Here is a 12,147-nt window from a genome sequence, read left to right as displayed (position 1 = left end):
TGGACGCATCAGGCCGAAGGCGGCAACCACAAGCGAAACCTCGCCCCGCCCAGCGGCGAGGCTTCCACTGTCAGCGTGCCACCCTGGACCTCCAGCGCGCGGCGGCTGATCGCCAGACCCAGTCCGAAACCACCCGTGGCGCGGTCGCGGCTGCGGTCGAGGCGGTAGAACGGCTCGAAAATCCGCTCGCGCTCGTCATCCGGAATGCCGATGCCGTCATCGTCGACCCAGATCTCACAGCCGCCGGCGTGCACCTGCACACCGATCTGAATACGCTTCTCGCAATAGCGCAGGGCGTTGCGCAGCAGGTTTTGCAAGGCACGGGCGGTCAGGCGCGGGTCCAGGCTGAAGCGTTCGAGCTGGCCGTGCAGCAGCACGTCGATGACAATTTCCGGGGAGTCCATTTCTTCGTCGACGCTGCCAAGGATGCTGTCGATGAATTCATCCAGCGACACCTCGACCTGCTCCGTCAGCCGCGCCGGGTTTTGCAGGCGACTGTAGGACAGCAGCTCCAACACCAACTCATCGAGCTCCCGGATGTGCGCCACCAGGCTTTGCAAGCGCTCGCGGCTGGCCGCCGGCAAGTCATCGGACAGCGCCAGCGCCAGGCCGAAGTCCAGGCGCGTCAGCGGCGTGCGCAACTCGTGGGACACCGCATTGAGCAAATCCCGCTGCTGGTTGAGCAGGTTCTCGATATCGCCGGCCATGGTGTCGAACACACTGGCCAGGCTGCCGATGTTGGAATTCGGGGAAATTTGCGTGCGTTCGCTCAAGTGGCCCTTGCCAAAGCGTTCGGCCGCGCCCTTGAGGCGTTCCAGGTCACGCCAGTGCGGGCGCAGCCACAGCAACAGGCAGGCGAGCATGGTCGCGCCGATCAGGACGTTGATGCTCCAGTACAACAGGTTGACGTCCAGCGGATCCGGGGGCACGACCATTTGCACCACGGTGCGCTCATTCAGCGGCGCGACCGCCAGCGTGCGCCAGCCCCAGTCGCCCACGCGCACGACGTTCTCGCCACGGCGCAAGCGCTGCTGTTCATCAGGCGTCAGGCTGCTGTCGTCATTGTCACTGAGCACAATGTGCAGTGGATTGAAGTCCTTGTCCATTTCAGCGGCCAGGGCCGGCCACTGTTCGGCCGGGGCCGCGTGAAACTGTTTGACGATCAGCGTTTGCAGCCCACGGGAGTAATCGAGGTTGTAGGTGACAAAGCGTTCGTGGAACACCTTGATCACCAGATCCGGCACCAGGTAGATCGCCGCGCTGAACGAGACGATGGTCACCAGGTACAGACGAAAGAGGATTCTGAACATCGGCTCAACATTCCCACTCGGAACGACTGAACAGGTAGCCTTTGCCCCACACAGTCTTGATCTTGCGCGCCTCGCCGGCGTGGTCGTCGAATTTGCGCCGCAACTTGGAAATCGCCACGTCCACCGAACGGTCGGTGCCGTTGAATTCGATGCCGCGCAGGCGCTGCAGGATCTGGTCGCGGCTCAACACCTCACCGGCATGCCGGGCCAGCACCACCAGCAGGTTGTATTCGCCGCTGGACAGTTCCACCAATTGCCCGCGCCAGGTCACGGTGCGTTCGGACAAATCGATGCACAGGTTACCCATCAGAATGCGGTCATTGGCGGTCTGCGGCTCGCTGAGGCTGCTGCGGCGCAACAAGGTCCGCACCCGGGCCAGCAGCACCCGCGGCTCGCACGGTTTGGTGACGTAGTCGTCGGCGCCCATTTCCAGGCCCAGTACCTGGTCGTGGCTGTCGTCGCGGGCGGTGAGCATCAGGATCGGCAAGGTCGCCGAATCGGCGCGCAGCAGGCGACAGACCTGCAAGCCGTCGAGGCCGGGCAGCATCAGGTCGAGGATCACCAGGTCCGGCGGATTGAGCCGCGCACGTTCGCACACCTGATCACCGCGACCGATCACGCTGACGGAATAACCGTTGCGCTCCAGGTAGCTGGCAATCAGTTCGGCGAGGGCGGTGTCGTCTTCGACCAGGAGGATGTTGGGCATGGGGTGTTTCCAGAAAGAGCCGTGGCGCCTGTACCGGCCTCTTCGCGGGCAAGCCCGCTCCCACAGGGGACCGCATTTCAATGTAGGAGCGGGCTTGCCTGCGAAGGCGGCCTGACAGACGCAATAAAATTCAAGGACTGAAGGATATACGCCCTCACTCGTCTCTGAGTAAAACCCTTACACATTTTCACACAGCACCAACAAAGCTTCACCGCTACCCTCGCCTGCGCCCGGTAGGATGCCGGGAGTCATTATTGGGGTATTACATGTCGAAGAATCTGCTTGCCAGGCTCAGCCTGATTGCGCTGGCGATGACACTGGGCGCGTGTGACAAGTCCTCGAATGCCGAGGAACAGGCGCCACTGGCCACGGTTCGCATCGAAACCATCGAAGCGCGGCCACTGACCATCAGCAGCGAACTGAGCGGACGGATTGCCGCGCCGCGCATCGCTGAAGTGCGTGCCCGCGTGGCCGGCGTGGTCTTGCAGCGGACCTTCCGTGAAGGCAGTGACGTGAAACAGGGTGATGTCTTGTTCCGCATCGACCCGGCGCCGTTCAAGGCTGACCTGGACAGCGCCGAAGCGGCGTTGCGCAAGGCCGAAGCCAACGCGTTCCAGGCCAGGTTGCAGGAGCAACGCTACGCCCAGTTGATCGACGACAAGGCCATCAGCGGCCAGGACTACGACAACGCCCGGGCCAACGCACGGCAGACCGCCGCCGACGTTGCTGCCAGCAAGGCTGCGGTGGAGCGCGCCCGGTTGAACCTTGGCTACGCCACCGTCACCGCACCGATTTCCGGGCGTATCGGTCGGGCGCTGGTCACCGAAGGCGCGTTGGTCGGGCAAAACGAAACCACTGCGCTGGCGCTGATCCAGCAACTGAACCCGATTCATGCCGACCTGACCCAGTCCACCCGCGAACTCAACGAACTGCGCCGAGCCTTCCGTTCCGGGCAGTTGCAGCAGGTTGGCCAGGACCAGGCCAAGGCCACGCTGATTCAGGATGACGGCAGCCTCTACCCGTTACCTGGCAAAATGCTGTTCAGCGACATCACCGTCGACCCGGGCACCGGCCAGATCATCCTGCGCAGCGAGTTCCCCAACCCCGACCTCGACTTGCTGCCCGGCAGTTTCGTGCGCGTTCGCCTGGAACAAGCGGTCAACCAGCAGGGCATCAGCGTGCCGCAACGTGCCGTCCAGCGCGACAGCGCCGGCGTCGCCCAGGTGCTGCTGCTCGACGCCGAACAGCGCGTCGGGCAGCAACCGGTCGAACTGGGTGCCGTGCAGAACGATCGCTGGATCGTCACCAGCGGCCTGAAGGCAGGCGACCGCATCGTCATCGAAGGCCTGCAGCACGCCCGCCCCGGCGAGAAAGTGCAGATCGACGACACCCCTCTTCCACTTGCCCAGGTGACTGGTCAGTAAGCAGGACGCTTTTTTATGCCGCAGTTCTTTATCGACCGCCCGGTGTTCGCCTGGGTGGTTGCGCTGTTCATCCTGCTGGCCGGGGCACTGGCCATTCCGCAACTGCCGGTGGCGCAATACCCCGACGTGGCGCCACCACAGATCGAAATCTACGCCGTGTACCCGGGCGCTTCGGCACAAACCGTGGACGAGAGCGTGGTCAGCCTGATCGAGGAAGAGCTCAATGGCGCCGATCACCTGTTGTATTTCGAATCCCAGAGCAGCCTGGGCAGCGCCACCATCAAGGCTACGTTCCAGCCGGGCACCAACCCGGAACTGGCTCAAGTGGATGTGCAGAACCGCCTCAAGGCCGTGGAGTCACGCCTGCCGCAAGCCGTGAACCAGCAAGGTTTGCAGGTGGAGAAAGTCTCCTCCGGTTTCCTGCTGTTGATCACCCTGACGTCCAGCGACGGCAAACTCGACGACGTGGCGCTCAGCGATTACCTGGCGCGCAACGTGATGAACGAGATCAAGCGTCTGGACGGCGTCGGCAAGGCGCAGCTGTACGGCGCCGAACGGGCGATGCGGATCTGGATCGACCCGCAGAAACTGCTCGCCTTCAACCTGACGCCGGCGGACGTCAACGCCGCCATCGTCGCGCAAAACGCCCAGGTGTCGGCCGGCAGCATCGGCGATCTGCCGACCCGCGCCACCCAGGAAATCACCGCGACCATTCTGGTCAAGGGCCAGTTGTCGACCCCCGAAGAGTTTGCCGACATCGTCCTCAAGGCCAACCCGGACGGTTCGACCGTGCGCATCAGCGATGTGGCCCGGGTCGAGATCGGTAGCCAGGAATACCAGTTTTCCACGCGCCTGAACGGCAAACCGTCCACCGCCGTCGCCGTGCAGTTGTCGCCTGGCGCCAACGCGCTGAACACCGCGACCCTGGTGCGGGCGAAGATGGACGAACTCAAGCGCTACTTCCCGGCGAACGTCGATTACTCGATTCCGTACGACACTTCACCCTTCGTCAAGGTCTCGATCACCAAAGTGGTCTACACCCTCGGCGAGGCGATGCTGCTGGTGTTCGCGGTGATGTTCCTGTTCCTTCAGAACATCCGCTACACGCTGATTCCGACGCTGGTGGTGCCAGTAGCGTTGATGGGCACTTTTGCGACGATGCTGGCGCTCGGGTTTTCGATCAACGTGCTAACCATGTTCGGCATGGTGCTGGCGATCGGCATTCTGGTGGACGACGCCATCGTAGTGGTGGAGAACGTCGAGCGCATCATGGCCAGCGAGGGTCTGTCACCCAGGGAGGCCACGCGCAAGGCCATGCAGCAAATCACCGGGGCCATCGTCGGCATCACCCTGGTGCTGGTCGCGGTGTTCATTCCGATGGCGTTCATGCAGGGTTCGGTCGGGGTGATCTATCAGCAGTTCTCGCTGTCGATGGCCACTTCGATCCTGTTCTCGGCATTCCTCGCCCTGACCTTGACCCCGGCCCTGTGCGCGACATTGCTCAAGCCGATTGCCCAAGGCGAACACCACGAAAAGACCGGGTTCTTCGGCTGGTTCAACCGTCGCTTCGAGCGACTGACCGAGCGCTACCAGGGCTGGGTCGCCCATGCACTGAAACGCAGCGGGCGTTTCCTGCTGATCTACGGCGTGTTGCTGGTGGGGCTGGGCGTGTGCTTCAGTCGCCTGCCCTCGTCGTTCCTGCCGGTAGAAGACCAGGGTTACACCATCACCGACATCCAGTTGCCGCCGGGCGCAAGCAAGAACCGCACGGTGCAGGTGGCCGAGCAGGTTGAAGCGCACAACGCCGGCGAACCGGGTATTCGCGACAGCGTGGTGATTCTCGGATTCAGCTTCTCTGGCAGCGGGCAGAATGCGGCGCTGGCATTCAGCACGCTCAAAGACTGGTCCGAGCGAGACAGCGACGACTCGGCCGCCTCGATCGCCGACCGGGCCAACGTCGCCCTCAGCCAGATCAAGGATGCGGTGACGTTCGCCGTACTGCCGCCGCCCGTGGATGGCCTGGGTACGTCCAGCGGATTCGAGTTCCGGCTGCAGGATCGCGGTGGTCTCGGTCATGAGAAGTTGATGGCGGCTCGCACCGAGCTACTCGCAGCGGCCGAAAAAAGCCCGATCCTGATGAATGTGCGCGAAAGCGCCCTGGCCGAGGCACCGCAGGTGCAACTGATCGTCGACCGCAAGCAGGCCAACGCGCTGGGTGTGTCCTTTGCCGATGTCGGCGGTGTGCTGTCCACGGCCGTGGGCTCGGCCTACATCAACGACTTCCCCAATCAGGGGCGGATGCAGCGCGTCGTGGTGCAGGCCGAGGGCGATCAACGCAGTCAGGTGGCAGACCTGCTGAACATTCACGTGCGTAACACCCACGAAAAAATGGTGCCATTGTCGGCCTTTGTACAGGCAACGTGGACGCAGGGCCCGGCGCAATTGACCCGCTACAACGGCTACCCGGCGATCAGCATTTCCGGTGAACCGACGCCGGGCCACAGCACCGGCGAGGCCATGGCCGAGATCGAGCGGCTGGTGGCGCAAGGCCCGGCAGGCCTGGGCCAGGAATGGACCGGGTTGTCGTTGCAGGAACGGCTATCCGGCAGCCAGGCGCCGATCCTGCTGGGGCTGTCGCTGCTGATCGTGTTCCTGTGCCTGGCGGCGTTGTACGAGAGCTGGTCGATCCCGACCTCGGTGCTGCTGGTGGTGCCGCTGGGCGTGCTCGGCGCGGTGCTGGCCGTGACCTTGCGCGGGATGCCCAACGATGTGTTCTTCAAGGTCGGGCTGATCACCATCATCGGTCTGTCGGCAAAGAACGCGATCCTGATCATCGAGTTCGCCAAGAGCCTGTACGACGAAGGCCATGACCTGATCGACGCGACGCTGCAAGCGGCACGTCTGCGGTTGCGGCCGATCGTCATGACCTCGCTGGCGTTCATCCTTGGCGTAGTGCCGTTGGCGATCGCTACCGGCGCCAGTTCGGCGAGCCAGCAAGCCATCGGCACCGGGGTAATTGGCGGGATGATCACGGCGACCCTGGCCGTGGTGTTCGTGCCGGTGTTTTTTGTGGTGGTGATGAAACTGGTGCGCAAGCGCCATAAAAACATTTAACCAACAACACCTACCCAATGTGGGAGCGGGCTTGCTCGCGAAGGCGGATGGTCAGTCGACATGGATGTTGAATGTGATGGCCCCTTCGCGAGCAAGCCCGCTCCCACAGGGGATCCCGGTGATTTCAAGATTGTGCTCACCTGGGCTAAGGTGATTGCACAGCCACGACCCATCGAGCCTCCATGTCCTTCCTCACCCGCACCCACCCTCGCCTGTCCGCCGCCACGACGTTCGGTATCGCAGCTGGCATCCTGGTTCCGGCCGATTCGGTCATCGGCAAAATACTCATCGGCTGGAATGCCGGGGTCTGGACTTACCTGATCCTGATGTCTTGGCTCGTCGTGCGTTCGAAAGCGACTGATGTGAAACGCATTGCCGAAATCGAGGACGAGAACGCCGGGCTGGTGCTGTTCGTGGTGTGCATTGCGGCAATTGCCAGCCTGGCAGCCATCACTCTCGAACTGGCCGGCGGCAAAGACCTGGAAACCACCCGCAAACTGCTGCACTACGGCTTCACCGCGTTGACGGTAATCGGCTCCTGGTTGCTGATCGGGGTGATTTTCAGCGTGCACTACGCACGGCTGTTCTACACGTGGGAAGGCAAGGAGCCGGCACTACGTTTTGCCGAAGGTCTGACGACGCCCAACTACTGGGACTTTTTGTACTTCTCGTTCACCGTCGGCGTGGCGGTGCAGACCTCGGATGTCGGCGTGGCCACTCGTGACTTGCGCAAGATCGTGCTGGCGCAGTCGTTGATCGGTTTTCTGTTCAACACGGCCATTCTCGGGTTCTCGATCAACATCGCCGCCGGGCTGTTCAACTGAAAGCTGCACAAACGTTCTAGTCATCGCCCTCGGTGCGGGCGTTAAATGGAGCGGTCAATCCGCCGTGCAGGTGCAGCATGACTTCTCACAACTGGCTCGACCTGGCCCAGGATGCCGACACCGGCATCGAAACCCTGCGCGCGCATTTCGAAGGTCACGCCTATGACCCGCACTGGCATGACAGCTATCTGGTAGGCGTCACCGAGCAAGGGGTCCAGCAATTCAATTGTCGGCGGACCAGGCACCAAAGCACGCCGGGCAAGGTGTTTTTGCTCGAACCCGGTGACATCCATGACGGTGAAGCGCCGACCGCCGACGGCTTTACCTACCGCATGCTGTACCTCGACCCGCAGTGGCTGCAGCGCGAACTCGGCACCGTGTACGAGCATGCCCCCGACAACAGCCAACTGAGCTTCGCCGCCACCCTGGCCAGCGATGTTCGGCTGGCCCAGGCCACCAGCCTGGCGTTTGAAACCCTGCATTACGGCGAACTGAAGATCGTCCGCCAGTCCGCCCTCGACGGGTTGCTCGAACGCCTGACCAGCCATTTGCATTGGCGCGCCCGCGATGGCCAGGACCCGCGCCTGCCGCGAGTGGCACTAAAGGCCCGGGAATACCTGCATGCCAACGCGCAATACGACATAGGCCTCGATCAATTGGCAGCCGCCACAGGCGTCGACCGCTTCCGCCTGACCCGCGCGTTCAAGGCCGCTTACGGCATGGCGCCCCACGCGTATCTGGTGCAATTGCGCCTGGCAACCGCCCGACGCCTGCTGGCCCGTGGCGAACAACCGGCGGCGGTGGCGATGCAACTGGGCTTTGCCGACCAGAGCCATCTGGGGCGCTGGTTCATGCGTGCCTACGGCTTGACGCCGGCGTTGTACCGCAAACGTTGCTCAAATCTTCCAGACAGGCAAGCCCGCGGATTGTGAAGATCGGATTCACTGATCTTCACTGGAGTTCGCCCGCGATGCTGCCCTCGTTCCCGACCATGCTGCCTTTCCTGCTGTTTGCCTTCGTGGCTTCGATCACCCCCGGCCCGACCAACATCCTGGTACTGAGCAACAGCGCCCGCCATGGTCTGGCCGCGGCCGTACCGATCATCTTCGGCGCCTGTGCCAGCGCGGCGACCCTTGTGTTGCTGGTGGGTACGGGTGTCGGCTCATCGATCAGCGCATGGCCCACCGTGCAAAACGTCATGCAATGGGCCGGCGTGGCGTGGCTGAGCTATCTGGCCTGGCAGATCTACAGTGCTCCGGCGACAGCCATTGCCGCCCGGAACAGCGAAGCGCGCCTGGGATGGATGGGTGCCGCCAGCCTGCAACTGGTCAACCCGAAAACCTGGATGATGGCGCTGGCGGTGGTCAGCGTATTCGCCGGGAGTGACGAACATCGCGCTATGCAGGTGGTGTATTTGTCGCTGGTGTTTTTTCTGGTTTCCCTGCCATGTCTCGCGGTCTGGGCGGTGCTCGGTGCCGGATCGAGCCGCTGGTTGCGCTCACCCCGTGCCATGCGACGCTTCAATCGCTGCATGGCGCTGTTGCTGCTGGGTTCGGCATGGTTGAGCGTGCTGGCCTGACGGCCACTTCTCGGTCGTTGTTCGACAATCCATCATCCGGGGCTTGACGGCGAATTGGCTTTTGGTGTCTCCTGAAACCGGTTTCAGGTGGATCTCACGAACCACTCGACCTTATAAATCCAATAAGAAGGTTTCAGACCGTGAACGATTTCTCCGCCGCCCAGCGCAGCCGCGTGACCATGCTCGACGTGGCCGAATACGCCAAGGTCTCCAAGGCCAGCGTTTCGCGGTTCATTGGCGATGATCGTGCCCTGCTCTCCGATGCCATCGCCCAGCGCATCGAACAGGCCATCGCCGAACTCGGCTATCGCCCGAACCAGATGGCCCGGGGCCTGAAACGCGGGCGCACCCGCCTGATCGGCATGCTGGTGGCCGATATCCGCAACCCTTATTCAATTGCCGTGATGCACGGGGTGGAAACCGCTTGCCGTCAGCACGGCTATAGCCTGGTGGTGTGCAACACCGACCGTGACGACGAGCAGGAACGCCAGCACCTGGCCCTGCTGCGCTCGTACAACATCGAAGGCCTGATCGTGAACACCCTCGGTCATCACCCTGACGAATTGCACGAACTGCACCGGGAAATGCCCCTGGTACTGGTGGATCGCAAGGTGCAGCACCTTGAAAGCGATATGGTCGGGCTGAACAACCCGCAGGCCATCGACATGGCCCTTGACCACCTTGAAGAACGCGGTTACTGCGATGTGCTGCTGGTGACTGAGCCGCTGGATGGCACCAGTTCGCGGATTGAGCGGGTCAGCAGCTTCAAGGCGCAAATCGAACAACGACCGGCGCTTCGCGGCACGCACATCGAAACCGGCAGCGAACTGACCGCACAGCTGAAAACCTTCCTCGACACGCCAGGTCCCGGCCCGAAGGCGCTGTTTTGCGCGAACGGGATAGCGGCGCTAGCCATTACCCATGCGTTGCGTGAACTCCAGTGCAACCTGTTTGAAGACGTCGGCCTGATCGCCCTCGATGACCTGGATTGGTACCCGTTGGTGGGCAGTGGCATTACCGCCCTCGCGCAACCGACCGAGGAAATTGGCGCCAGCGCGTTCGAATGCTTGCTCAAGCGTTTGCGTGGAGATGACGGACCGGTGAGGACGCTGGATTTTTCGGCGCGGCTGGTTGTGCGAGGTTCGACCCGTGGGGATTTTCGGTGAATGGTTCGGCGCCTTCGCGAGCAAGCCCGCTCCCACAGTGTTCGAGTCGTACACAAAATCTGTGAACACAGCTGAACCTGTGGGAGCGGGCTTGCTCCGGGCGGCGATCCGACGAAGAGGCCCTAAGTAGCGCTGAAATTTTTTTTGAACAAAAATGAAACCGGTTTCAGAGGTAAAAAAACAATGAACAAACCAGCCGTTTCCATCAGCCTCTCCAGCTACGGCGCCGACCTCGTGCGTCAACGCGGCCAGGGCAGCTTCATCGAAATTCTCGCCGCCGCCGGCGCCACGCGCATTGAGTGGCGCGAAGAATTACTGACCACCGAGGACCCCGCTCAACTGGCCGATGCCACTCAAGCAGAAGGCCTGGAGAGTGTGTATTCGTCGCCAATGGAATTGTGGCTGGCCGGGCAATCCTTGCCCAACTCCGAACTGATCACTGCCCTGCAACGCGCCCAGGCGTTCGGCGCCAAATGGCTGAAGGTGTCGCTGGGCTATTTCACCGACAACAGCGATCTGCAAACCCTCGCCCGCGTGCTGGGCGAAAGCGCCGTGCAGTTGCTGGTGGAAAACGACCAGACCCTGCACGGCGGGCGCATTGAACCCTTCCAGCGTTTTTTCGCGGAGGTCGAGCAGCACAAGCTGCCGATCAAAATGACCTTCGACATCGGCAATTGGCACTGGCAGGACCAGTCCGCCGCCAGCGCCGCGCGGTTGCTCGGTCGTCATGTCGGTTATGTGCACTGCAAAGCGGTCATGCGCCGTACCGACGGCAAACTGGTTGCCACTCCGCCCGCGGTCAGTGACCTGCAACAGTGGGAGTACCTGCTGCGGCACATGGCCCAAGGCGTTATGCGCGCCGCCGAATATCCGCTGCAAGGCGATGACCTGGTGCAACTGACCACCGAGCACGTCGCTGCCCTCGCCCACCTCGGCCAATCGCAGCTGGAGAGTGCTCATGTCTGATATCGATATTCTGTCTTTCGGCGAAACCATGGCGATGTTCGTCGCCGAGCAGGCGGGTGACCTGGCCAGCGTCGGCGCCTTCCACAAACGCATTGCCGGGGCTGACAGCAACGTCGCCATTGGCCTTTCCCGACTGGGCTTCAACGTGGCATGGCTGAGCCGTGTCGGTGCCGATTCGTTGGGCCGGTTCGTGGTCGACACCCTGGAACAGGAAGGCCTGGATTGCCGCCACGTCGACATCGACACCGCCCACCCGACTGGTTTTCAACTCAAGTCCCGCACCGACGACGGCAGCGATCCGGTGGTCGAGTACTTCCGCCGTGGTTCGGCGGCCAGCCACCTGTCGCCGCACTCGATCGTGCCCGAATTGCTCAAGGCCCGGCACCTGCACGCCACCGGCATTCCCCCGGCGCTGTCGGAGTCGGCACGGCAGATGTCGTTCGAGTTGATGACCCGCATGCGCGAGGCCGGGCGCAGTGTGTCCTTCGACCCGAACCTGCGCCCGAGCCTGTGGGCCAGCGAGCAACAGATGATCACCGAGATCAACCGCCTCGCCGCCCTCGCCCACTGGGTGCTGCCGGGCTTGAGCGAAGGTCGCTTGCTCACGGGTTTCGAAGACCCGGCCGACATCGCCGCCTTCTACCTCGACCAGGGCGCCGAAGCCGTGGCGATCAAGCTTGGCCCACACGGGGCGTATTACCGCACGCAGCTGGATGAAGGCTTCGTGGCGGGCGTGCCTGTGGAGAAGGTGGTCGACACCGTGGGCGCCGGTGACGGGTTTGCCGTCGGCATGATCAGCGCGCTACTGGAAAACCACAGCATCGCCGACGCCGTGAAACGCGCCAACTGGATTGGCAGCCGTGCGGTGCAGAGTCGGGGGGATATGGAGGGGTTGCCTGCCCGGCCCGAAATGGCCAGCGAATTCGAGGCCGTCTTCGCGAGCAAGTCGGATCGCCGCACCGCCGCTCCCACATTGGAACGCGTTTCCCTGTGGGAGCGGGCTTGCTCGCGAATAGGCCAGAACAGTCACTGAAGATTTAGAACCGTTACCTGCTGCG

At 62.7% G+C, this 12,147-nt stretch carries 10 protein-coding genes; 8 read left to right on the top strand and 2 right to left on the bottom strand.

Annotated elements, in window-relative coordinates; all coding sequences use genetic code 11:
- Nucleotides 1-8: 8 nt before the first annotated feature.
- Together ACCD00_RS15060 and ACCD00_RS15055 are read right to left on the bottom strand one after the other, a co-directional pair.
- Nucleotides 9-1,310, bottom strand: a complete 1,302-nt coding sequence (locus ACCD00_RS15060) for an ATP-binding protein (protein WP_413425655.1) — start codon at nt 1,308-1,310, stop codon at nt 9-11.
- Nucleotides 1,311-1,314: 4 nt separating this feature from the next.
- Nucleotides 1,315-2,016, bottom strand: coding sequence for a response regulator (locus tag ACCD00_RS15055; protein WP_413425653.1), 702 nt, complete (start codon nt 2,014-2,016; stop codon nt 1,315-1,317).
- Between the two features lie 266 nt (nt 2,017-2,282).
- Between ACCD00_RS15055 and ACCD00_RS15050 the strand changes: the two genes are divergently transcribed.
- The 8 genes from ACCD00_RS15050 to ACCD00_RS15015 all read left to right on the top strand — a co-directional run bounded on the left by ACCD00_RS15050 (nt 2,283) and on the right by ACCD00_RS15015 (nt 12,122).
- Nucleotides 2,283-3,440, top strand: a complete 1,158-nt coding sequence (locus ACCD00_RS15050; RefSeq protein ID WP_413425651.1) for an efflux RND transporter periplasmic adaptor subunit — start codon at nt 2,283-2,285, stop codon at nt 3,438-3,440.
- Between the two features lie 15 nt (nt 3,441-3,455).
- Nucleotides 3,456-6,554, top strand: a complete 3,099-nt coding sequence (locus ACCD00_RS15045) for a multidrug efflux RND transporter permease subunit (protein WP_413425649.1) — start codon at nt 3,456-3,458, stop codon at nt 6,552-6,554.
- A gap of 182 nt (nt 6,555-6,736) precedes the next feature.
- The gene (locus ACCD00_RS15040; RefSeq protein WP_413425647.1) at nt 6,737-7,378 is read left to right on the top strand and encodes a DUF1345 domain-containing protein; all 642 of its coding nucleotides are present in this window, start codon (nt 6,737-6,739) and stop codon (nt 7,376-7,378) included.
- Between the two features lie 77 nt (nt 7,379-7,455).
- Nucleotides 7,456-8,310: an AraC family ligand binding domain-containing protein gene (locus ACCD00_RS15035; RefSeq protein WP_413425645.1), complete on the top strand. Its 855-nt coding sequence runs from the start codon at nt 7,456-7,458 to the stop codon at nt 8,308-8,310.
- A gap of 38 nt (nt 8,311-8,348) precedes the next feature.
- On the top strand, nt 8,349-8,957 hold the full coding sequence (locus ACCD00_RS15030; protein ID WP_413425643.1) for a LysE family translocator: 609 nt from the start codon (nt 8,349-8,351) through the stop codon (nt 8,955-8,957).
- A 140-nt stretch (nt 8,958-9,097) separates the two neighbouring features.
- Nucleotides 9,098-10,123 (top strand): LacI family DNA-binding transcriptional regulator, encoded by a 1,026-nt coding sequence (locus ACCD00_RS15025; RefSeq protein ID WP_413425641.1) that lies wholly within the window; start codon nt 9,098-9,100, stop codon nt 10,121-10,123.
- Between the two features lie 183 nt (nt 10,124-10,306).
- A complete protein-coding gene (locus ACCD00_RS15020) occupies nt 10,307-11,089 on the top strand; it encodes a sugar phosphate isomerase/epimerase family protein (RefSeq protein ID WP_413425639.1) in 783 nt (260 codons plus the stop codon).
- Complete coding sequence (locus tag ACCD00_RS15015; RefSeq protein WP_413425637.1) at nt 11,082-12,122, top strand: sugar kinase; 1,041 nt, start codon at nt 11,082-11,084, stop codon at nt 12,120-12,122. The genes ACCD00_RS15020 and ACCD00_RS15015 overlap by 8 nt, the downstream gene beginning before the upstream one ends.
- Nucleotides 12,123-12,147 lie beyond the last annotated feature (25 nt).

It is taken from the genome of Pseudomonas sp. Pseusp3 (assembly GCF_047304225.1).
Classification (GTDB): Bacteria; Pseudomonadota; Gammaproteobacteria; order Pseudomonadales; family Pseudomonadaceae; genus Aquipseudomonas; species Aquipseudomonas fluorescens_CD.
This window is presented reverse-complemented; position numbering and strand designations above follow the sequence as displayed.

What these genes read in the sequence shown, in the direction of transcription:
- ACCD00_RS15060 (WP_413425655.1), bottom strand. Translation starts at nt 1,310, where the DNA reads ATGTTCAGAATCCTCTTTCGTCTGTACCTGGTGACCATCGTCTCGTTC.
- ACCD00_RS15055 (WP_413425653.1), bottom strand. Translation starts at nt 2,016, where the DNA reads ATGCCCAACATCCTCCTGGTCGAAGACGACACCGCCCTCGCCGAACTG.
- ACCD00_RS15050 (WP_413425651.1), top strand. Translation starts at nt 2,283, where the DNA reads ATGTCGAAGAATCTGCTTGCCAGGCTCAGCCTGATTGCGCTGGCGATG.
- ACCD00_RS15045 (WP_413425649.1), top strand. Translation starts at nt 3,456, where the DNA reads ATGCCGCAGTTCTTTATCGACCGCCCGGTGTTCGCCTGGGTGGTTGCG.
- ACCD00_RS15040 (WP_413425647.1), top strand. Translation starts at nt 6,737, where the DNA reads ATGTCCTTCCTCACCCGCACCCACCCTCGCCTGTCCGCCGCCACGACG.
- ACCD00_RS15035 (WP_413425645.1), top strand. Translation starts at nt 7,456, where the DNA reads ATGACTTCTCACAACTGGCTCGACCTGGCCCAGGATGCCGACACCGGC.
- ACCD00_RS15030 (WP_413425643.1), top strand. Translation starts at nt 8,349, where the DNA reads ATGCTGCCCTCGTTCCCGACCATGCTGCCTTTCCTGCTGTTTGCCTTC.
- ACCD00_RS15020 (WP_413425639.1), top strand. Translation starts at nt 10,307, where the DNA reads ATGAACAAACCAGCCGTTTCCATCAGCCTCTCCAGCTACGGCGCCGAC.
- ACCD00_RS15015 (WP_413425637.1), top strand. Translation starts at nt 11,082, where the DNA reads ATGTCTGATATCGATATTCTGTCTTTCGGCGAAACCATGGCGATGTTC.